This window comes from Frankia sp. CgMI4 (assembly GCF_001756285.1).
Classification (GTDB): Bacteria; Actinomycetota; Actinomycetes; order Frankiales; family Frankiaceae; genus Frankia; species Frankia casuarinae.
The window spans coordinates 167,363-188,641 of the sequence record NZ_MAQZ01000002.1; the positions used below are offsets into that span (position 1 = coordinate 167,363).

The window sequence follows — 21,279 nt, forward strand, 5'->3', positions numbered from 1 at the left end:
TCAGCCGAACGTGGGGAACTCCGGCCCGAAGAGGGAACCCCACAGATTCACGGCCTCCTCGTGATCGCCGGCCTGTTCCGCGTCCACCGCCTTCGCCGAGTAGATCCGGGCGAGCCGGACACTCTCGGCCAACGCCTCGATGTCCTCGGCGCGTAGATACGACGACAGGTCCCCGCCGACGTCGGCCGGGTCGGCCACGGTGAGGCCGACATCGTCCAGATGCCGGAAGACCTCGGCGAGCCCCTGCCGGGTGTTGAGCCCGCGGCCGGCGAGGACCTGCCCGGCGAGCGCCTCGATGTGGAAGGAGCGCAGGTGGCTGCCGCGTACCCGGTTCCACGCCTTGAGCAGGCGGACCGCCGAGATCACCCGGGGGCCGAGGTCCGCCGTCCAGCTCGTGTGCCGCTCCGGCCGGGTCGGCAGCCAGCCACCGACCCGATCGGGTATGACGTACCCGGCACGCGGATGATCGAAGGCCGGCACCAGATGGACGTCCGGAGGGGCGTCGTAGACGATGCGCAGCGCCTGGCCGCGGCTACCGATCGTCTGGATTCGATCTCCGCCGATGGCGTTGCGCACGCAGAGCAGCAGGTCGCGGGAGTCCCAGCGGAAACGCTTCCAGGCGCTGTTGGCCRCCGAGAAGACCGCGAAGATGTCCACCTCGTCGAGCGGACGGATCATGGTGTCCCGACCCGCCGAGCCGATCGTGGCGACCCCGACCAGCGGCAGCGCGCAACGAGGCGGGAAGATCGCGCGCAGCGCCCGCTCCGCCTCGTCGCGGCGAGCCGCGACGACGGCACGGTCCTCGGCACCGAGACGGATCAGGTCGTCGAGTTTCGCGAAGGCACGCGCCGTGGTGCCGACCAGCAGCGGGCCCGTCAACGGACCCGTCAACGGACCGGTTGTCGGGTTGATCGGCGACGTCGAGCCGGCCGCGGCAGGCTCGGCGCGGGGGCCTCCCTCGGAGGGGAACAGAGCGTTGAGCGTCCCCGGCGCCGACTCCTTCGGCCGACGCCAGTCCGGCGGAATGATCAGATGATCGTACGTGACCTCGCTCGGCCSGACTCCGGCCGGTGTTCCCCGAGGGGTATCCACACTCATGGTGCTGACCTCCCAGGCGCAGGTGGCGCCGGACCGTTCGGGCTCCCCTCCCCGGGCACGCGACGGCCCTCCCACGGACCCCCACGGACGCCCCGCCCAGCTTCGGCCCGTCGGCCATTGGTCGCGACATCGCCTTACATGGTGCCCCAGGGCATCACAGTCTGAACAGGGGGCTGTCTGYGCGGCGTGTTCACCACTCTCCTCGTGACGGCGAAAAAATGAGCCGGGAGCTGTCACCCAGCCGACAACACAGCATGGTAACGGTACCGTCACAATGACCTTCCGCCACACCGCGAAAGGCGGCTGGACATGGGTTTTGCCCGTTCGGGCCGGATGACGGCCGAATCCGGACGGTACCGGAACGGTCGGCGGTGACTCGCGACGTCAGGCCCAGGCGAAGCCCGACGCCCGATAACGTTGCGTGACAAACCTCAATGGTCAACTTGGCGGCGGACGCAGCCAGATCCGCCACCAATCGGCGACCAACACACTCGTTGGCACGAACGAGGTCGCCTGCGCGAGACGCTTCCCCACGCTGTCCCCGCGCCGGATCCGCGTCTCCACCAGAGCGCCGCGGTATTCGAACCATCCCGCGACCRCGCGGATCGCCTCGGTGGCGTAGCCGCTGCGCCGGCAGCCGAGCGCGATCGACACCCCGACCACCACCCGCCGGCCGTGGGTCTCCGCCGCGAGCAGGCCCACCGCCGCCGATCCTGGCTGGCGACCCGGCTGGCGACCCGGCTGGCGACGCAGCACCCAGGTCAGGACCATGTGGCCGGCGCTCGCCCGACGGCGTAGTTCGCGCCGCAGCGCCCCCGCCGGATCGTCGGGATCGGGCGCCCCCGCGGCAGGATCGGTCCCGACGATTCCGCCGAAGGGGCCGGATCCGTCACCGGAGGCGCCACGCGTGCCTGATCGCGGGGGGATGACCGTGAACGCCAGCGAGGGCGCGAGCTCCTCGGCGACGTATCCCGCGTTCCAAATGGTGAGCGGGAGTGCGAGTAGTCGGGAGGTGGTGAGTGTAGGGCCCTCACCCACGACGGGACGGCTCCCGGACCCCGAGCAGACCCCGTTCCCGGAGCCAGGACTCGGTGCGGTTCATGCCCTCGGGCAGCCGCACGACCGGCGACCATCCCGTCCGGGCCCGGAYCTTCTCGATGGAGAGGCCCGCGTCGCGGGTCAGGGCGCGCACGGTGAGCGGACCGAGGTCCACCCGGGCGCGGGGATCGACTCCGGCCACCAGACGGGCACCTACACCGCGGATCAGGCCCGGTCCCCGCCGCGACGTCGCCGAGTTCACCGGAACGGCCGGGGCCGCCGGGGCCGCCGAGCCCGCTGGCCGCACCGAGGTCGTCGAGACCGCCGGGACCGGGTGGGTGGGGAGGGGTGGCGTCTCGGCCGCGGAATCGTCCACACCTCGCCTTCGGTAACCCTCCGCGAACGAACAGACACGATCAATCGCGTCGACCGCTCCGAAGACCCTGGCCGGTACGGAGCGGGGCGCCGCGATCGCGAGCATCTGACAGTAAAAGGTGAAGAAGTCGGCGGCAGACACCGACTCCCCCCCGGTCACGTGCAGCACCTCACCGGCGACCGCCGACCGGTCCGCACCGGCGACGGTGGTCACCGCCGTGACCACGTCGTCGACATGCACGGGGCTGAGCACACCCCAGCCGCCGTCGACGAGGACGAACCGCCCGGCCCGCATCAGCAGCACCGGCCAGAGGGTCCAGCGACCGGCCCGGGGACCGTAGGCATCCCCGATCCGTAGGACGGTCGCGCCGAGTCCGTGCGCAGCGGCCGACCCGACCGCCTGTTCCGCGGCGGCCATGGCGTCGGCGCGGACGTCGCCGGTCAGTCCGATCGGCGTGGTCTCGTCCAATGATCGGCCGACGGCTCGCGCGGGCCTGCGGTCCCCGGTCCCGCCGGGGACCGGGCCACTCGTCCGGGCAAGCACGTCCACGCAGGAGAGATGGACGAAGCGGTCGACCCCGGCCCGACCCGCGGCGTCGAGCAACGCCGCCGTGGCGCCGAGGGTCACCCGCCGGATCTCGGCGTCGGACACCCGTACCGGCGCTCCGGCTCGGCCGGGACGCACCGGGGTCAGTTCCGCGACGCCACCGGTCCCGATGGCGGCGGCATGGATCACCAGCTCCGTGCCGTAAAAGGCCTTCTCCCACTCACCGGGACGGCTGACGTCGGCCTGCATGACACCCGGCGCGCGCCGGATGTCGATGGYGACAACGTCGTCACCGCGCCGCCGCAGCGCGTGGGCCAGCGCTCCGCCGAGGAAGCCGGCCGCGCCGGTGACCACCGCCCGAACCAAGGTCGCTCCTCCTGCCAGGATCACCCTCGCCGACGGCGCTGCCGCGCGGCCCGCCGGCCCGTCCACCGGCTGGGTCCGCGGGTTTTACCACGCTCGCTGCCGTGCTCGCTGCCGTGCTCGCTGCCGTGCTCGCTGCCGTCGGCGACGACCCGACCCTACGGGATCGACTACTGATCAGGACCGGGACATCCCCGCGAGTCGGGAGGATCGAGGTCGGGTGCACCTCCCGGGATGCCACGGGCCGGTCGCGCCCGGCAGGTGGGCCGGCCCTCACGGCGTCCCGAAGTCCTGGGTCCAGTAGGTGCCGTACCTGCCGCCCGTCGCGTAGCCCACGCCGATCCGGGTCAGCGAGCAGGTGAGGATGTTCGATCGGTGCTCCGGGCTGTTCATCCATCCGCGCATCACCTCGGCCACGGTGCGCTGACCGGCGGCGATGTTCTCGGCGGCGATGGAGAAGGAGAAGCCGGCGGCGGCGATCCGGTCGAAGGGCGAGCGACCGTCCGGGCTGCCGTGGCCGAAATAGCCGACCGTGGCCATGTCGACGCTGTGTGCCTGGGCCGCGGCGGCCAACCGCAAGTCGACGATCAACGGAGGACAACCGGCCGCCCGGCGCTCGAAGTTGGTCGAGGTCGCGACCTGACCGACCAGGCTCATCCAGGAGGCCGGCAGGTACGGCGGGTGGGGGGATGCGACGGCCGGGGCCGACGCGGACGGAGCAGTCACCGGCGCGGCCAGGGCCAGAGCCGCCGCCCGCGCGGCGGCCAGCTGATCCGGACCGGCCAGGCGAGCGGTGGGCGGAGGCTCGGCCCCGGGTCCGGTCGGCGCACCCCGATCCGCGATCCGACCCGCGATCGACGTGGGGGGGACCCCGGCCGCCACCCCGACCACGCCCCGATCCGGCTGCGTGCCGGCGCGGCCGGCCAGGCGGTCACCGTCACGCGGTGCCGAATGACCACCCGCGAGCAGCACGACCGTCAGAACCGCGGTCAAGGCCCCTGCCGCGCTGCAGAGGACGGGGCCGGCGCGACGCCGTCCCGCATGGTGCCGCCCGTGCTGTCGAAGCATCGAATCCTTCGGTGGTCGGACCCCCGACCGCGTACCTGGATCGATCAAGGTTAGCCGGCCATAGCCAGAAATTGCCATAGGAAAGGGAATTGATCGTCCAATGTGATCTGGTCGTAACGTCGTGGAGACTACCGGTCCACGGATCTCCCGGCATGATCCGGCGCCGCGGGGCACTGACGGACAACATCCCTGCGCTCCTCGCCCGCCCCCTCGGCGCTCCTCGCCCGACGCGGACTACCGCGGCCCCTGGTCGGGGAGCCGGCCCGATCGCCGGCGCAGCAGCTCGCCGGCGATCCCGGCGATGASGGAGATGACGATCACTACGAGCGCGATCCACACCGCSGCGTCCCGCAGCCCAGGAATGGCGGCCGCCGTATAGCCCAGAAGGATCAATCCGGTCCCCCAGACGAGCGCCCCGAGCACGACCGCGATCAGAAAGCGGGACCATGACATCGCCACGGTCCCGGCGAGTACCGGCGCGAACGTCCTCGCCCACGGCACGAAGCGGGCCGCGACCAGGGTGATCGGCCCGAACCGCCGGTAGAATTCCTCCGTACGGGCCAGCACCGTGGCGTGCCTGCGTTCCAGGTACGGCCGGCCGAGACGATGCCCGGTGTAGTAGCCCGCCGCCGCCCCGACGGTGGCTGCCGCCGCGACCCCGATCGAGAGGACCGCGACGGACACGTTCGACGCCGCGTCCGCCGCCATCAGCCCGGCCGCGAAGAGAATGGTGTCACCCGGAAGCCAGAACCCGATCAGGATCCCGCTCTCGACGAAGATGACCGCGAAGAGGACGACGTACAGCGTCATCCCGGACAGGCTGCCGACGTCCACTCGACCAGTGTGCCGGCCCCTGGTCGGCACCCGCCGACCAAGTCGGCGGGGACCACATCGCGCGGATCCGCACCGCGCCGGCGACGTCAGCCGCATCCGACCCCGGGACGGGGCAAGGCGTCATACCCTTCGCCCATCAGGAGTCCACGGCGGGCTTCGGCCCGATCCGGCTGCCCTGCACCGCGGGTGCATGGCTGATCGGCGCCCCTACAGGTTCGTAAGGAGCCCCACCGATGCCCATCGCCACGCCAGACGTATATGCCGAGATGCTCGACCGGGCGAAGGCCCAGTCCTTCGCCTACCCCGCGATCAACGTGACCTCGTCGCAGTCCCTGAACGCCGCGCTGCGGGGCTTCACCGAAGCCGGCAGTGACGGCATCGTGCAGGTGTCCACCGGCGGTGCCGAGTACCTGTCCGGCTCGACGGTGAAGAACATGGTCCTCGGCGCGGAGGCACTGGCCGAGTTCGCCCACCACGTCGCGAAGGCGTATCCGGTCAACATCGCCCTGCACACCGACCACTGCCCGGCCGACAAGCTTGACACCTACATCCGCCCCTTGATCGCGATCTCGAAGAATCGGGTGGCCCAGGGACGCGAGCCGCTCTTCCAGTCGCACATGTGGGACGGCTCGGCGGTCCCCCTCGAGGAGAACCTCAAGATCGCCGAAGAACTACTCGCGGACGCCGCCGCCGCGAAGATCGTTCTCGAGGTCGAGATCGGGGTCGTCGGCGGCGAGGAGGACGGCGTCGTCGGCGCGATCGACGAGAAGCTCTACACGACGCCGGAGGACATGTGGCGGACGGCCGAGGTGCTCGGCACCGGCGCGAAGGGGCGCTACCTGCTCGCCGCCACCTTCGGCAACGTGCACGGTGTGTACAAGCCCGGAAACGTCAAGCTACGCCCGACGATTCTGCACGAAGGACAGGAGTACGTCGCCAGGAAGCTCGGGCTGCCAGCCGGCGCGAAGCCGTTCAACCTCGTCTTTCACGGCGGTAGCGGGTCGGCTCTCACCGAAATCCGCGAGACCCTCGACTACGGGGTGGTCAAGATGAACGTGGACACGGACACCCAGTACGCATTCACCCGCCCCATCGTGGACCACGTGTTCAAAAACTATGACGGCGTTCTCAAGGTGGACGGTGAGGTCGGCGTGAAGAAGGCGTACGACCCGCGTACCTACGGAAAGCTCGCGGAGAGCAGCATGGCGGCCCGCGTCGCCCAGGCGTGTGAGGACCTCCGTTCCGCCGGCACCAGCCTCGGGCGGGCATAGTCGGGCCCAGGAGCGCACGCCGGCTGGCGGGATCGGTTCGTCGGATACCGGCCGCTTGTCCGCCGGCCGGCGGACAAGCGGACAGATAGCCGCCGGCCGCGAACGGGCAACCGAGCAACCGCCGCCGCTCGTCCGAGGACATTCTCCGGACCCCTCGGTCCGACCCTCTCCATCATTTCCGGCGGACGGAACGACCGGCACGCGGCGGACATCCGACCCGCCCCGGTCCGATGCACGACCCGCCGATTTCCCGTACTATGCCGGCCCGYGCGGTCCCCCGGTCGCTCCGACGGCTGGGGGACCACTGTTTAGCGGGCGCGGCATCCCGCTCCTCGCGTAACGCCGCCCCCGCCGGCAACCAGCAGGTTTCGGCCAAATGAGCGGACACGCACCGGACCTTCGGTAACCGTTCACCTACCGCCCCACCCCCAGGGAACCCCTTCGCCCACTGTGGTGATCCGACGGGCGCTTTTCACAGTCGGTGTCCGATTGAATCCGCCGTGTGCAAAAATCACAACGCCGCAAGTTACCGCCCGATTTCCGTTGTTTTTCTCACAAAAACAGGCTTCAATGGACGAAGCGTAGTATCAGGCCGATCACTCGCGTCGATCTCGTAGCAGGGCCGTCACGCCTTTGTCGACATGTCACGCATCTGGCCTGATGTGGGACTCTCCGCTCATCGTCGACCATCGGCAAACAGGGTGATCGGCCGAGCACAAATGCCTCCGCACGCCGTACCGCCAGGTTGATGAGCGGGCGCGCACGCGCGATACCAGGCCGCCAGTTCCTACTCAAGCAGGCGCGCCGAGTGTGCTCTTTTTCACGCACCCTATTCAATGCTTGGCGACTCGCCGGGCGGCGTGGTTATGGTTTTCGCCGTGCCCGGCAACAACGTCGGGCATTCGTCGGGCGGCACGCCGAATCCTGCCCCTGGCCGACGATTTCTCGAACCGGGCGGCAGGAACGGGGGACCCATCTCCGAGTATCGAAAGGATTCGATGCTCTCGGGGTGAAGCCATGTGCGACGACCACCCGGAAAGGTATTTCCGGTGCGGCTTCCGTCTCCAGGGATCCCTGGCACGGCCGGGCAGTTCCCAGCCCGAATCCGACAGCTCACCTCGCAGGCGTGGGGAAGGACCACAAGACATGTCCGACGCACGTATCAGTGGCCGACAATGCCGCGCCGGTACCCGCAGCCGGGCCCGGGCCCTCGTGGTCGCACCAGTACTCGCGGCGGCGGTGGGCGGCACCTTCGCGCTCAGCCAGCCGGCCGATGCGGCCACCACCTGGACGGGCCTGCGGCAGTGCGAGTCCGGCGGTGACTACACGACCAACACCGGCAACGCGTACTACGGCGCTTACCAGTTCTCCGCCAGCACTTGGCACAGCCTCGGCTACGGCGGTCTGCCGCACCAGGCTTCCCCGGCCGTCCAGGACGAGGCCGCGCTCAAGCTCGCCCGACGGTCCGGCTTCGGCCAGTGGCCGGCCTGTGGCCGCGGGATGGGCGCCGACCAGCTCGCGGGCGGCTCGTCGAGCTCCTCGGGCCAGGCCTCGCGCACGACGGAACGCCGCGAGCTGACGGTCAGCCCCATCTCCATGAGCACCCCCGTATTCACCCGTAACCTGACGACCGCACTGGCCAGGCAGGTACGTGACGACGTGCGGGCCTGGCAGGCCCGCGTCAACCATCTGGGCTATCCGATCACGATCGACGGCCGCTACGGACCACGCTCCGCCGCAGTCGCCCGCGCCCTGCAGGCCGCCAAGGGACTCGCCGTCGACGGCATCGTCGGCCCGGCGACCTGGCGGGCCACCTTCCGCTGATCCTCCCCATCAGCCCCATCAGCTCCATCAGCTGATCCATTCGCTCCGCCCCCGTGGCGGAGGGACGACCGCCGCGGGAACCGGACATCCCACCCCGGCGACACCGGTCAGGGGATCTCACCTCGACGACGGGCTGGCCCGACCTGTCTCCGGACGATCTCCGGTTGACGGCCCGTACGGGCCGGCCCGTACAACCCACCACCAGCATCACCAGGACCGCACCCTGACCGGCCTCCGGCAGGGCCGATCTTCGGCAGAGCCGATCTTCGGCAAGGCCGACGAGGAACAGCAGGACCAGCGAGCCACCTGCGGAACCTGTATGGAAGTGGCACGATTCGCGCGATCCTCACTGGTTACTCCGGACCACCCCGGTTTGCGCTCCATGAGCGGTTCTCGCTAGAGTGCCGCTCACTCGCCTCGTCGGCGAGGCCGCCCGGACGGACGCCGAGTCCTGCCCCCGTACGAGCGGCCGGAACGAACATCGACCGCAGCGGGCAGGAGTGGGGGACCCACATTTCGGGCGCCGCAAGCGGCGTCCTTGGGGTAAAGCCGGTGCGTCCCGGCCCATGGTGGAGAGCGGTTCCCACCCGGGGTCGGATCCTCCGGCCGGGCCATCCCAGCCCGCACCCGACAGCTCACCCCGCAGGCGACGGGATTGGACTGACATGCCCTCTGGGCGTCGTGGCGGCAGACATCGAGCACCGCAGGCCCCATCGCCCGCCGGTCGCATCCTGCGCACCACCGGCGCGGTCACGGCCATCGTCGGCAGCGGCCTCGCGGTCACCGCGGCTCCGGCGGGCGCGGCCACCTCCGACGACTTCGCCAAGCTCCGCCAATGCGAGTCCGGCGGCAACTACGCGGTCAACACCGGCAACGGCTTCTCCGGTGCCTACCAGTTCGACGACCAGACCTGGCACGGGCTCGGGTACTCCGGCCGCCCGTACCAGGCATCGCCCGCCACGCAGGACGAGGCGGCCGCGAAGCTCTACAACCAGCGGGGCTGGCAGCCATGGCCGTCCTGCTCGGTCAAGATGGGCCTGACCAACAACGGCCCGGCCARTGTCCCGGGCGGCTCCGGTGACGTCATCCAGCAGGCCATCACCCCGGTGGAACCCCCCATGACGCTGGACCGGGCCCGCCGGGAGATGGGGGACGGCTCGTTCAGGGGCACGGTCCTCGACGCGTCCCTCAGCGACGACGTTCGCCCGGACGCCTTCGTCTGGCAGGACAGGATGCGTCAGAAGGGCTTCGTACTCACCGTCGACGGCAAGTTCGGACCGCAGTCGCAGGGCATCGCCGCGCTGTACTCGTACCTCACCCGGGTGAGCGACGGTCAACCCGGGGTCGTCGGCCAGAATCTGTGGAACGTCAGCGTCAGGGCCTGACCGACCGGTCACCGTGCGCGCAGGGCAAGCGCGTCCGGGGTGACCTCCATGACGTGTGCGGCCGGTCGTCGGGCAGGATGCACTCATGACGACGCCGTCCACCTCGGGAAAGCCCAACCTGCTCTCCGGTCCGCCGCCGACGCTCCTGCCCTCCGACGCGGCCGCGACCGATGCGCTGGTCGCCGGTGATCCGCCGGATGCCGTCGCCGCCCGGCTGCCCGCGTTCAGCGTGCCTTGGGCCGCGCTCGCCGAGCTCGCGCTCACCGGCGGACGACCCGTCGAGGCCTATGCCTACGCCCGCACGGGCTATCACCGCGGCCTCGACGCCCTGCGCCGCTCGGGCTGGAAGGGCAACGGGCCGATCCCCTGGTCACACGAACCCAACCGCGGGTTCCTGCGTTCGCTCGCCGCTCTCGGTCGGGCGGCCGCGGCCATCGGGGAGGCCGAGGAGGCCACCCGCTGCCGGACGTTCCTGGCCGACAGCGATTCCGTCGCTGCCAGTGAGCTCGGCTTCACCTGACAGTGAGTTCATCAGGCCGCGTCGGTGGTGGAGACCAGCGAGGATGCCGCAGCCGGCCCCACGACCCCGCCATCCCTAGTAACCTCGCCCGGTGCCTGCTCTTGTCCTCATCGGTGCCCAGTGGGGCGACGAGGGAAAAGGAAAGGCGACCGACCTCCTGGGCGGCGCCGTCGATTACGTCGTCCGGTACCAGGGTGGCAACAACGCCGGCCACACCGTGGTCATCGGGGCGGAGAGTTACGCGCTCCACCTGATTCCCAGTGGCATGCTGCGGGCCGACTGCGTTCCCGTGATCGGCAACGGGGTCGTCATCGACCCGGGCGTGCTGCTGGCCGAGATGGACGGGCTCACCGCCCGCGGCATCGACGTCTCCCGGCTCCTGATCAGCGCGAACGCCCATCTGATCATGCCCCATCACCGGGCGCTGSACCGGGTCATCGAGCGTTACCTGGGCAAGGCGCGGATCGGTACCACCGGTCGCGGCATCGGTCCCACCTACGGCGACAAGGTTGCCCGTACGGGCATCAGAGTGCAGGATCTCCTCGACCCGGGCATCTTCCACAAGAAGCTCGAACTGGTGCTACGGGAGAAGAACCAGGTCCTGGCCAAGGTCTACAACCGGCGCCGGATCGAGCTCGACGAGGTGGTCGAGGAGTACGCCGACTACGCGAAACGCCTGCAACCCCACATCGCCGACACCGGTCTGATCCTCGACCGGGCGCTGCGCGCGGGCAAGGTCGTGCTGCTCGAAGGCTCCCAGGGCACCCTCCTCGACGTCGACCACGGCACCTACCCGTTCGTCACGTCATCGAACCCGACCGCCGGCTACGCGGCCACCGGCGCCGGCATCGGCCCGACGAGGATCAGTCGGGTGATCGGCATCATCAAGGCCTACACGACCCGGGTCGGCGCCGGCCCCTTCCCCACCGAACTGGACGACAAGGTCGGAGAGGAGCTGCGCCGCATCGGCGGGGAGTTCGGCGTGACGACCGGCCGGGCGCGGCGCACCGGCTGGTTCGACGCCGTAATCGCCCGCTACGCGGTGCGGGTCAACGGCCTGACCGACCTTTTCCTCACCAAACTGGACGTCCTGTCGGGCTTCGACCGGGTGCCCATCTGCGTCGGCTACGACCTCGGCGGCGAACGGGTTGACGAGATGCCCATGACCCAGACCGAGTTCCACCACGCCAAGCCGATCTACACCGACCTGCCCGGCTGGCACGAGGACATCTCCGACGTCCGGTCGTTCGCCGACCTGCCCGGCGCCGCGAAGGACTACATCAGGGCGTTGGAGGAGTTCTCCGGCGCCCCGGTGTCGGYGGTCGGCGTCGGTCCCGGGCGGGACCAGACGCTCGTCATCAATGACCTGGTCTGAAACGACTGGTCCGGAACGGACCTGATCTGATCCCGCCCGGCGCGGGCCGAGATCCGGTCGGTTCCGGTTGCACCCGGAAGCATTACCGTCGACGCTTGGGCGGTCACGCAAAGCAATGACGTCCGGGGGTGGTGGCGGTGGCCGTTGTCAGGTCCCGGCCGTCGGATGACGATCCTTCCATCCCCGGGCGGACACCGCTGTCGCTGCCGGAACCGGCCGAAGCCCCGCAACCGGCCCGTTGGCCACCAGCCGTGAGACGCGGTTACCTGCACCCGACCGACTCCGACGCCTGGCCGGTCGGGTTCTCCCCCACCGGCGAGGCTCTGCCGCAGACCCTGACCGACGTGCTGCTGCGGGGCAGCCACGCCATCCGGAGCTCGAAGCGGGCCGAGGCACAGCGGCTCGAACGCGCCGCGGCCGTCGCCAGTCACGTCGACGCCCAGATCCGTGACTTCCTGGACTTCTGCGCGGCCGAACACCTGGTACCACCGGTCACGGTGCGGGCGACCCGCACCGCGCCGCACCGCGCGCCGGCGCGGTACCGTGCCGGGYGGCCGCTGCCCGCGCTGGACCTGAGCGAGGGCGGGGCGACACGGGCGACACGGGCGGTCACGGACCCGGCGGCCCGGGCCGACCCGGCGGATCGGGCGGACCGGGCGGATCGGGCGGACCGGGCGGACCGGGCGGACGCGGGTGAGGCGGCCGTTGACCCCGGTCGCCGCCGGCGTTGGCCGGGACGGCGGGAACGGCTGCAGGCGTGGCCGCTGCTGTACTGGCGCTGCGAGAACTTCCCGGCTGCGGGGCGGTCGCTGCACCTGTTCGTCGAACCGGGTGGGCGCGCCTTCGAAGGCCGCGACGATCCCGCCCCGCTGACCGTGCTCGGCCGGGAGGTCCGGGTCTGGCCGGTCGACGCCGCCGCCATCGTCGCGGGCATGGCCGAGGTGGACGCACGCCGCTGCGCGCTGCACCTGGTGCACGGCATGGCCCACCTGCTCTGGCGGTCGGGTGTCGGGCTGTAGTCGCTCAGCGCGGATCGTCCCAGGTGATCGGCCGGGAGTCACCGGCACCGACCGGGCACGACGCGCACGATGATCAGCACACCCGCTACTGTGGAACCGTGACCCGACCGAACTGCGACGACGCGATGCCCCAGACGGRGTTCGCCGGTTCGCGATGGCACCCGCGCCCGGTCCGGATCTCCGTCCCGGCGCCGCGCGCCAGGGACAACCGGTGACGGCCGCCACCGACCCTCGCGTCCCCCGCGCACGGCCGTGGCGGCGACGCGGCCCGCTCCGCCGGCATTACCGGGAATTCGCCGCCGCGCACCGGGCCGCTGCTTGCGTCGCGAGGTGAACTGATGAAGATTCTTGTTGTCGGCTCCGGCGGCCGTGAACACGCGCTGTGCCGGGCGCTCGCCCGCGATCCCCGGGTCGGCTCGCTGGTCTGCGCGCCCGGAAACGCCGGAACCGCCGAGCTCGCCGAGCCCCGCCCGCTCGACGTCGCTGACCCGGACGCCGTCGCCGACCTTGCTGAGGCGGTCGGCGCGGACCTCACCGTCATCGGTCCGGAGATGCCGTTGGTAACCGGGGCCGCCGACGAGATACGCGCCCGCGGTCTCGCGGTCTTCGGCCCGAGCGCGGCCGCGGCCCGGCTGGAGGGCAGCAAGGCGTTCGCCAAGGAGGTCATGCGCGCCGCCGGGGTGCCCACGGCGGCCTCTCGCGACCACACCGAGATCGAGCCCGCCCTGGCCGACCTGGACGTCTTCGGGCCACCGTACGTGGTGAAGTACGACGGGCTCGCCGCCGGCAAGGGCGTCACGGTGACCGAGGATCGCGACGCGGCCGTCGCCGCGGTCCGCGCGAGCCTGCGCGGACCGGACGACCGGGTTGTCCTCGAGGAGTACCTCGACGGGCCCGAGGTCTCCCTGTTCGCCGTGGTGACCGAGTCCGGCGCGGTCCTCCCGATRCTGCCGGCACAGGATCACAAACGGGTCGGCGAYGGCGACACCGGCCCGAACACCGGGGGGATGGGCGCGTACACCCCGCTGCCCTGGGCCTCGCATGGCCTGCCGGCGAAGATCGTCACCACGGTGATCCGGCCGACGGTGGCCGAGATGGCCCGGCGCGGCACCCCGTTCACCGGTCTGCTCTACGCCGGGCTCGCGCTGACCACCCGCGGGCCGCGGGTGGTGGAGTTCAACGTGCGCTTCGGTGACCCCGAGGTGCAGGCCATCCTCGCCCTGCTCACGACGCCGTTGACGGACGTGCTCTCCGGCCGGCGGGCACCGGTGTGGCGCTCCGGCGCGGCGATCAGCGTCGTCGTCGCCGCGCACGGCTATCCGGCGGCCCCCAGGCTCGGCGACCCGATCCGCGGGCTCGCCGCCGCCGGCGCGCTGGCCGGCGTCGACATCCTGCACGCCGGTACCCGCAGGGAGCCGGATGGTCGGGTCGTCTCGGCCGGCGGCCGTGTGCTGTCCGTCACGGCCATCGGCTCCAACCTGGAGTCCGCGCGAGGATCGGCCTACGAGGCCGTCAGCCGCATCTCGCTGCCCGGCGCCCATTACCGCACCGACATCGGAGATCCGTCCCGGATGCGCCACGCGGCCGACGTCCGTCGAACGGACGTCGCGTCCGGCGAGGATCCCGCAGGACATAGAAAGAAGGAGTAGACCGTGTCGCAGAGCACCCCCGGGCCGGATCATCCCCAGGTGGCGATCGTCTTCGGATCACCGTCGGACACCCAGACCATGAGCAAGGCCGGCGCCACTCTGGAACGCTTCGGTGTGCCCTACGAGCAGGTGTCGCTGTCGGCGCACCGCGCGCCGCGCACCCTCGCCGACTACGTGGGTCAGCTACGGGCCCGCGACATCTCGGTGGTCATCGCCGGGGYAGGCCTGGCCGCCGCGCTGCCCGGCACCATTGCGGCCCTCACCACGCTGCCGGTAATCGGCGTGCCGATCTCCGGCGGGGCGCTGGACGGCATGGACTCGCTGCTCGCCATCGCGCAGATGCCGCCGGGCGTCCCGGTCGCGACCGTGGGTCTGAACAACTCGACGAACGCGGCGATCCTGGCGATCCAGATCCTGGCGCTGGCCGATCCCGATCTGGGGCTGAAGCTGGCCGCGTTCAAGGACGAGTTCGAGCAGGCCGCGGCGGACGGGCTGAGCGCGGCGGCCGCGGCCGGCAGCCAGCCATGATCGGCCGGTACACCCTGGCGGAGATGGGCCGGGTGTGGTCGGAGGCGCACAAGTACGAGCTGTGGTGTCGCGTCGAGGTGCTGGTCATGGAGGCGCACGCCGCCGCGGGCCGCAYCCCCGCCGATTCCATCGAGCCGGTCCGGGCCGCCCCCGCTCCGACGCCCGAAGCCGTCGCCGAGGTGGAGGCCGTCACCCAGCATGACGTCATCGCCTTCCTGACCGCCTGGGCCGACCGCACCGAACCCCGGTCCGCCGCCGCCTACGTGCACTTCGGCATGACCTCCTCCGACCTGCTCGACACGGCGCTCGCGCTGCAGCTGGTCGAGTCGACCGACCTGCTGCTCGCCCGGGCGGACATTCTCGTCGCCGCGCTGCGCGACCTCGGCCTRGCCCACCGGAACACCCTGCGGGTCGGCCGGACGCACGGCATCCACGGCGAGCCGACGGTGTTCGGGCACCGCGTCGCGGACCTGGCGTTCGGGCTCGCCCGCTGCCGCGACCGGCTGCGCGCGGCCCGCGCGGACGTGGCCGTCGCCAAGATCTCCGGCGCGGTCGGGACGTACTCCAACATCGACCCCGACGTCGAGGCCTACGTGGCCGACAAGCTGGGCCTCACCGCGGCCCCGGTGGCCACCCAGGTCGTGCTGCGCGACGGCATCGCCTCCTGGGTCGCGGCGCTGGCCGGGCTCGCGACCGTCTGCGAGGCGGTCGCCCTGGAGGTCCGRCACGGCCAGCGCACGGAGGTCCGGGAGCTGTCCGAGCCGTTCGGCTCCGGGCAGAAGGGCTCCTCCGCGATGCCCCACAAGAAGAACCCGATCATGTCGGAGCGCATCGCCGGGCTCGCCCGGATCGTCCGGGCGCAGTACGTCCCGGTGCTGGAGGGCGTGCCGCTGTGGCACGAGCGCGACATCTCCCACTCCTCCACMGAGCGCATCGCGCTGCCGGATGCCGCCACCGGCGTCGACTACCTGCTGCACCTGACGACCCGGCTGGTCACCGGGCTGGTCGTGGACACCGCACGGATGCGGGCGAACCTCGATGCCACGGGCGGGCTGGTCTACACCTCGGCGGTGCTGCTCGAACTCGTCGAGACGGGGCTGTCCCGCGAGGACGCCTACGCTGTCACCCAGGCGGCGGCGATGGAGACCTGGCAGACCGGCGTGCCGTTTTGGGAAACGCTGCGCAAGCACGCCGGCGACCGCGGCCTGCCCCTGGACGAGGCCAGGCTCAACGAGGTGAGCCGGCCCGAGCGCTACACCGAGCGCCTCGGCTCGGTCTTCGACGCCCTGGCGRCCCTCACCTGACCCGCACCCCCGCACCTGACCCGCCGCGCAGCCGCGCAGGCATGGCGCGGTGCCCCGGCCGGCAGGTGCTGTTGTTCTCCCTGGGTACGGTCTGTCTATGCCGCTGACACATGAGGAATTCGCCGGACTCACCCACCTGGGTTCGGGCAAGGTCCGGGAGCTGTTCGCGGTCGGGGACGACGCCGTGCTGCTGGTCGCCAGCGACCGCATCTCGGCGTTCGACGTGGTCCTACCGACCGAGATTCCCGACAAGGGAGCCGTTCTCACCGGGCTTTCGCTGTGGTGGTTCGACCAGCTCGCCGACCTGGTCCCGTCCCACGTCGTCAGTTCGAACGTCGACGAGTACCCGGCCGAGCTCACTCCGTACACGGAGCAGCTGCGTGGCCGGTCGATGCTGTGCCGACGCCTGAACATGGTGCAGATCGAGTGCGTCGCCCGTGGTTATCTGACCGGCAGCGGGCTGAAGGACTACCAGCGCACCGGCGCGGTCAGCGGGCATCCCCTACCCACCGGGCTGGTGGACGGCAGCAAGCTGCCGGCACCGATCTACACGCCGTCCACGAAGGCGCCGATCGGTGAGCACGACGAGAACATCAGCCGGGCCGACGCGGCCGGCCGGATCGGCACCGAGCTTGCCGCCGAGCTCGAGCGGCTGACCCTGCAGATCTTCGGCCGGGCCAGTGTCCTCGCAGCCGAGCGCGGCATCCTGCTCGCYGACACCAAGTTCGAGTTCGGTCATGACACCCAGGGCACGCTGCGGCTCGCCGACGAGGTCCTGACCCCTGACTCGTCCCGGTTCTGGCCGGAGGACACCTGGCGGCCCGGGGCCTCCCAGCCGTCCTTCGACAAGCAGTACATCCGTGACTATCTGACGAGTACCGGCTGGGACAGGACCGCGCCGGGGCCGGAGCTGCCCGCGGACGTTGTCGAGGCGACCCGGGCCCGTTACGTGGAGGCCTACGAGCGGCTGACCGGCATCTCCTTCAAGGACTACCTGTCCACCGTCTGACCGCGCTCRCACCGCGAACAACACGAGAAGTTATCTTCTGGGTACTATAAGTTCATCTTAGGTTCTCTCCTAGAAGGAGATCGAGATATCGAGAGAGGTGAGCTGCCATGGCCACGAAGACGGACACCCCRCCACGGGCACGGCCACAGCCGCACCGGGAGGACACGGACACCTCTGCCCCTGAGCGGGACCAGCAGCAGCCGGCCGCGCCCACGGGCCCCGAGCGGTCGTCTGRCACACGCACCTTCACGGTCCGGGCACCGCTACTCACGTCGCGGTTCGAGGTTGGACGAGGTACGAGCATGCAGTGGCCGTCACTGGGCAAGAGCGCCTACTACCTGGGACTCGGCGGGCTCGCCGCGGCCTCAATCATCGAATGGCCGGTCGCGGCGGCGATCGCCGCCGGCACCTACGTCGCGCAGCACACCCGCCCAGGAGCCCCCACGCCCTCCTCCCCCGAGGAGGCCGAGGCCCCTGAGCGGGCTGAGCCCACGCACGCCGGGGCCTGAACTCCGGTGGACTCGCCGCCCCCACGAAGTGGCGCATAACGTCATAAAGCAACAAATTGCACCTTCCGGCGTGAGCAGAGGGCTTCGTTCGGGACGATCGCCCGAACGAAGCCCAGCTCACAGGGGAGGGCGGCAACCATTGCAGCCGAGTTACAGTTGCCAACGACGTCCGGTACCCCATCCGAGGACTGGAACGGATCATGACTACTGTTTCCTCCACCACGCCCGGCCGCCCATCGACGGAATCCCGCGATCAGGCGGCCACCGCCACGGTCCCCTCCGCAAGGAGCATTGCCCCCTCCGCCCGGCCCAGCACGCTCCCCGGCTCGTCCCGTCCCGTCCTGGCCAGAGACCGGGCCGAGCTGCGCGCCGGGCTCGCCGCGCTCGACCGGCAGGCCAACATCGCCCGGCGGGGTGAGGGCGGTCCGCCCGCGCCGGACGACGCGCCCACTCGGGCGGCAGCCGGGCACCCGCGCCCGACCAGGGCCGTCGTCATGACAATGGGAGCGCTGCACGAGGGCCACGCCTCGCTGTTGCGCGCCGCCCGGGCCCAGGCGGACCAGGTGGTTGCCACGATCTACGTTAATCCGCTGCAGTTCGGCGCGGGTGAGGATCTCGACCGGTACCCGCGCACCCTGGCCGCCGATCTCGACGTGTGCGCGGGGGAGGGGGTTGATCTCGTCTTCGTCCCCCGGGCGATCCACGACCCGCCGCCGCTCGTCCGGTTGCAGGCCGGGCCGCTCGGTGAGCTGCTTGAAGGCGCCGCCCGTCCGGGCCATTTCGATGGGATGCTGACCCTGGTGGGGACCATGCTCCACCTGGTCCGTCCGGACCTGGCGTTCTTCKGGCGCAAGGACGCCCAGCAGCTGGTCTGCATCCGCCGGATGGTCGCGGACCTCGCCTTCGACGTCACCGTGATCGGCGTGGAGACCGTGCGCGAGCCCGACGGCCTCGCGATGTCGAGCCGGAACGTCTACCTGACCCCCGACCAGCGGCGCAGCGCGCTCGCGCTGTCCCGAGCGCTCGCCGCCGGGGCACGGGCCCAGGCGGGCGGGCGGGACACCGTGCTCGCGACCGCGCGGGAGGTTCTGGCCGCCGCGGACGGGGTGGACGTGGACTACCTCGCCCTGGCCAGCCCCGACGATCTACGTCCGGTCCGGAGCGGTCCCGCCCTGCTACTCGTCGCCGCCCGGGTGGGCACCACCCGCCTGATCGACAACATCGATCTCGTCCTGCCTCCGGAATCCCCGGCGCCGGCCCCCACCGGAACTCCGRCATCAGCCGGATCCCCCGCCGTCACCCCCCGACCGGACCGTCCCGCCGACCGCGATCACCCGGGAGCCTGACCGTGTTGCGCACCATGCTCACCGCCAAGATCCACCGTGCCACGGTCACCCAGGCCGATCTGCACTACGTGGGCTCCGTGACGRTCGACGCGGACCTGCTGGCCGCCGCCGACCTGCTGCCTGGCGAGCAGGTCACGATCGTCGACATCAACAACGGCGCCCGGCTGGAGACGTACGCCATCGCGGGACCGGCGGGAAGCGGGATCATCGGTATTAACGGTGCCGCGGCGCGCCTGGTCCAGCCGGGCGACCTAGTGATCATCATTGCGTACGGGCTCATGGACGACGCCGAGGCGCGCCGGCACGTCCCGAAGGTGCTGTTCGTCGACGCGGCAAACCGGATCATCGGGCACGGCGACGACCCGGCCGAACCGCTCCCCGGCGACCCGTCGAGCCTGCGTGGCGACATCCCGGTCGACATCCCGGTCGACATCCCGGTACCCACAGCCGCGGCGGCGGTCCGATCGGCCATGGCTACGCAGTGACCGTGCTACCTTGCCGGCTCGGCGCGCCCCGCCCGGGATGGATGCGCGCCGCGGACGTCGTCGTCATCGGTTCGGGCATCGCCGGGCTCACGACGGTCCTGCACCTGCGCCGGGCGCTGCCCGCCGCCCGGGTGCTGCTGGTGACCAAGGCGCACCTCGACGCCGGGTCGACCCGGTGGGCGCAGGGTGGGATCGCCGCCGCGCTCGCCGCGGAGGACTCGCCCGATGATCATCTTGCCGACACCCTGGTCGCCGGCGTCGGGCTGTGCGACGAGGACGCAGCCCGAGTGCTGGTCCGCGACGGACCGGCGCGGGTGCGTGAGCTCGCCGAGCTCGGCGCCCGGTTCGATCGGACCACCGACGRCTCGTTCGCCCTCACTCGGGAGGGCGGCCATCTGCGCAACCGCATCATCCATGCGGGTGGGGACGCCACCGRCCTGGAGGTGGAACGCGCCCTGATCACCGCCGTCCGGGCCGATGAGAGCATCGAGGTCATCGAACACGCCCTGGTCCTCGACCTGCTGCTCGACTCCGACGGCCGGGCCGCCGGCGCCACCCTGCACGTGCTGGGGGAGGGCAGCCGGGACGGCGTCGGCGCGGTGACGGCGGGCGCGGTGGTCCTGGCGACCGGCGGGATGGGGCAGATCTTCGCGTCGACGACCAATCCCGGCGTCTCCACCGGGGACGGGGTGGCGCTGGCTCTGCGCGCGGGCGCCGTCGTCGCGGACCTGGAGTTCGTCCAGTTCCACCCGACCGCCCTGTGGCTACCCCCGTCCAGGCCGGGCGCCGTCGCCGAACTGCTCGGGGGCCAGCAGCCACTGGTCAGCGAGGCCATGCGGGGGGAGGGTGCCGTTCTCGTCGACGCGGCCGGCGAACGGGTGATGGCGGGCGTCCATCGGCTGGCCGACCTCGCGCCGCGCGACGTCGTCGCCAAGCAGATGTCGCGGGTCATGGCGGCCCAGGGGGTCGATCACCTGTTCCTGGACGCCCGGGGGCTGGGCGCGGCGACCATCGAGCGGCGGTTTCCCTCGATCACCGCGCRCTGCCGGTCCGCCGGCATCGATCCGGTCGCCAGGCCGATCCCCGTCGCGCCGGCCGCCCACTACGCCAGCGGCGGGGTGCGCACGGATCTGTGGGGCCGCACGAGCGTGGCCGGCCTGTACGCCTGCGGGGAGGTGGCCTGCACCGGGGTGCACGGCGCCAACCGGCTCGCGTCGAACAGCCTGCTGGAGGGGCTGGTCTTCGCCGCACGCATCGCGGAGCACCTGGCCGGCACAGCGCCCGGCGGCCGGCACCGCGTCGCCATCCCCGCCGCGCCGGTGGTCGGTCGCGGCAGTGGTCTGACCGACCCCGCCGAACGCGCGGAGCTCGCGCGCGCGATGACCGACGGTGCCGGGGTGCTGCGCAGCGCGGACAGCCTGCGGGCGACGGCGAAGGTACTGGCCGGTCTCGGGGACCTGCGGGTCAGCGGGGCGACGGTCACGGCCGGGCCGCCGGCCTGGGAGATGACCAACCTGCGCACGGTTGCGACGGCCCTCGCCGCCGCCGCCGCCAGCCGGACGGAGACCCGCGGGTCCCATTGGCGAGAGGACTTCGGTGAGCGGGACGACGAACACTGGCTCGGCCGGATCCTCACCCGGCTCAATCCAGAAGGGGAACTGATCGTGGACGTCGAGCCCATGCGCGGCTCGCGGTGAGCGGTTCCGCGCCCGGCTCCGTCTGCGGGCCCGGT

At 71.4% G+C, this 21,279-nt stretch carries 19 protein-coding genes and 2 riboswitches; of the genes, 14 read left to right on the top strand and 5 right to left on the bottom strand.

Annotated features, from left to right (window positions below):
* The 5 genes from Manayef4_RS00745 to Manayef4_RS00765 all read right to left on the bottom strand — a co-directional run bounded on the left by Manayef4_RS00745 (nucleotide 1) and on the right by Manayef4_RS00765 (nucleotide 5,323).
* Nucleotides 1-1,098 (bottom strand): nucleotidyltransferase, encoded by a 1,098-nt coding sequence (locus tag Manayef4_RS00745; protein ID WP_070130276.1) that lies wholly within the window; start codon nucleotides 1,096-1,098, stop codon nucleotides 1-3.
* A 438-nt stretch (nucleotides 1,099-1,536) separates the two neighbouring features.
* Complete coding sequence (locus Manayef4_RS00750; RefSeq protein ID WP_070130277.1) at nucleotides 1,537-2,136, bottom strand: GNAT family N-acetyltransferase; 600 nt, start codon at nucleotides 2,134-2,136, stop codon at nucleotides 1,537-1,539.
* Complete coding sequence (locus Manayef4_RS00755) at nucleotides 2,129-3,424, bottom strand: NAD-dependent epimerase/dehydratase family protein (RefSeq protein WP_070130278.1); 1,296 nt, start codon at nucleotides 3,422-3,424, stop codon at nucleotides 2,129-2,131. Before Manayef4_RS00755 ends, Manayef4_RS00750 begins: the two co-directional genes overlap by 8 nt.
* Before the next feature lie 270 nt (nucleotides 3,425-3,694).
* Nucleotides 3,695-4,414, bottom strand: coding sequence for a CAP domain-containing protein (locus Manayef4_RS00760; RefSeq protein WP_049761024.1), 720 nt, complete (start codon nucleotides 4,412-4,414; stop codon nucleotides 3,695-3,697).
* 309 nt (nucleotides 4,415-4,723) lie between these two features.
* Nucleotides 4,724-5,323, bottom strand: coding sequence for a DedA family protein (locus Manayef4_RS00765; protein ID WP_139139943.1), 600 nt, complete (start codon nucleotides 5,321-5,323; stop codon nucleotides 4,724-4,726).
* A gap of 233 nt (nucleotides 5,324-5,556) precedes the next feature.
* Here Manayef4_RS00765 and fbaA point away from each other — a divergent pair, with 233 nt between their 5' ends.
* From fbaA to Manayef4_RS00840, 14 genes are all read left to right on the top strand, one after another.
* The gene (gene fbaA, locus Manayef4_RS00770) at nucleotides 5,557-6,594 is read left to right on the top strand and encodes a class II fructose-bisphosphate aldolase (protein WP_011438718.1); all 1,038 of its coding nucleotides are present in this window, start codon (nucleotides 5,557-5,559) and stop codon (nucleotides 6,592-6,594) included.
* A gap of 905 nt (nucleotides 6,595-7,499) precedes the next feature.
* Nucleotides 7,500-7,734, top strand: a riboswitch (cyclic di-AMP (ydaO/yuaA leader).
* Between the two features lie 6 nt (nucleotides 7,735-7,740).
* Nucleotides 7,741-8,418, top strand: a complete 678-nt coding sequence (locus tag Manayef4_RS00775; RefSeq protein ID WP_011438719.1) for a transglycosylase family protein — start codon at nucleotides 7,741-7,743, stop codon at nucleotides 8,416-8,418.
* A 473-nt stretch (nucleotides 8,419-8,891) separates the two neighbouring features.
* Nucleotides 8,892-9,081: riboswitch (cyclic di-AMP (ydaO/yuaA leader) on the top strand.
* Nucleotides 9,082-9,083: 2 nt separating this feature from the next.
* The gene (locus Manayef4_RS00780; protein ID WP_070130279.1) at nucleotides 9,084-9,803 is read left to right on the top strand and encodes a transglycosylase family protein; all 720 of its coding nucleotides are present in this window, start codon (nucleotides 9,084-9,086) and stop codon (nucleotides 9,801-9,803) included.
* A gap of 85 nt (nucleotides 9,804-9,888) precedes the next feature.
* Nucleotides 9,889-10,323: a DUF3151 domain-containing protein gene (locus Manayef4_RS00785; RefSeq protein WP_023840671.1), complete on the top strand. Its 435-nt coding sequence runs from the start codon at nucleotides 9,889-9,891 to the stop codon at nucleotides 10,321-10,323.
* Between the two features lie 91 nt (nucleotides 10,324-10,414).
* Nucleotides 10,415-11,698, top strand: a complete 1,284-nt coding sequence (locus tag Manayef4_RS00790; protein WP_070130280.1) for an adenylosuccinate synthase — start codon at nucleotides 10,415-10,417, stop codon at nucleotides 11,696-11,698.
* A 179-nt stretch (nucleotides 11,699-11,877) separates the two neighbouring features.
* The gene (locus Manayef4_RS00795) at nucleotides 11,878-12,717 is read left to right on the top strand and encodes a hypothetical protein (protein ID WP_254665395.1); all 840 of its coding nucleotides are present in this window, start codon (nucleotides 11,878-11,880) and stop codon (nucleotides 12,715-12,717) included.
* A 338-nt stretch (nucleotides 12,718-13,055) separates the two neighbouring features.
* Nucleotides 13,056-14,366: a phosphoribosylamine--glycine ligase gene (purD, locus tag Manayef4_RS00805; protein WP_070130282.1), complete on the top strand. Its 1,311-nt coding sequence runs from the start codon at nucleotides 13,056-13,058 to the stop codon at nucleotides 14,364-14,366.
* A 3-nt stretch (nucleotides 14,367-14,369) separates the two neighbouring features.
* Nucleotides 14,370-14,894, top strand: a complete 525-nt coding sequence (gene purE, locus Manayef4_RS00810) for a 5-(carboxyamino)imidazole ribonucleotide mutase (protein ID WP_070130283.1) — start codon at nucleotides 14,370-14,372, stop codon at nucleotides 14,892-14,894.
* Nucleotides 14,891-16,198, top strand: coding sequence for an adenylosuccinate lyase (gene purB / locus Manayef4_RS00815; protein WP_070130284.1), 1,308 nt, complete (start codon nucleotides 14,891-14,893; stop codon nucleotides 16,196-16,198). Before purE ends, purB begins: the two co-directional genes overlap by 4 nt.
* A gap of 97 nt (nucleotides 16,199-16,295) precedes the next feature.
* Nucleotides 16,296-17,207 carry a phosphoribosylaminoimidazolesuccinocarboxamide synthase gene (locus Manayef4_RS00820; protein ID WP_043590473.1) on the top strand — a complete coding sequence of 304 codons (912 nt, stop codon included), beginning with the start codon at nucleotides 16,296-16,298 and terminating at the stop codon, nucleotides 17,205-17,207.
* A 302-nt stretch (nucleotides 17,208-17,509) separates the two neighbouring features.
* Nucleotides 17,510-17,716, top strand: coding sequence for a hypothetical protein (locus Manayef4_RS23720; protein ID WP_133056995.1), 207 nt, complete (start codon nucleotides 17,510-17,512; stop codon nucleotides 17,714-17,716).
* Nucleotides 17,717-17,916: 200 nt separating this feature from the next.
* On the top strand, nucleotides 17,917-19,062 hold the full coding sequence (panC, locus tag Manayef4_RS00830; protein WP_070130286.1) for a pantoate--beta-alanine ligase: 1,146 nt from the start codon (nucleotides 17,917-17,919) through the stop codon (nucleotides 19,060-19,062).
* A gap of 2 nt (nucleotides 19,063-19,064) precedes the next feature.
* On the top strand, nucleotides 19,065-19,547 hold the full coding sequence (gene panD / locus Manayef4_RS00835) for an aspartate 1-decarboxylase (RefSeq protein WP_070130287.1): 483 nt from the start codon (nucleotides 19,065-19,067) through the stop codon (nucleotides 19,545-19,547).
* Complete coding sequence (locus Manayef4_RS00840) at nucleotides 19,544-21,244, top strand: L-aspartate oxidase (RefSeq protein WP_070130288.1); 1,701 nt, start codon at nucleotides 19,544-19,546, stop codon at nucleotides 21,242-21,244. Before panD ends, Manayef4_RS00840 begins: the two co-directional genes overlap by 4 nt.
* The last annotated feature ends 35 nt before the right edge of the window (nucleotides 21,245-21,279 follow it).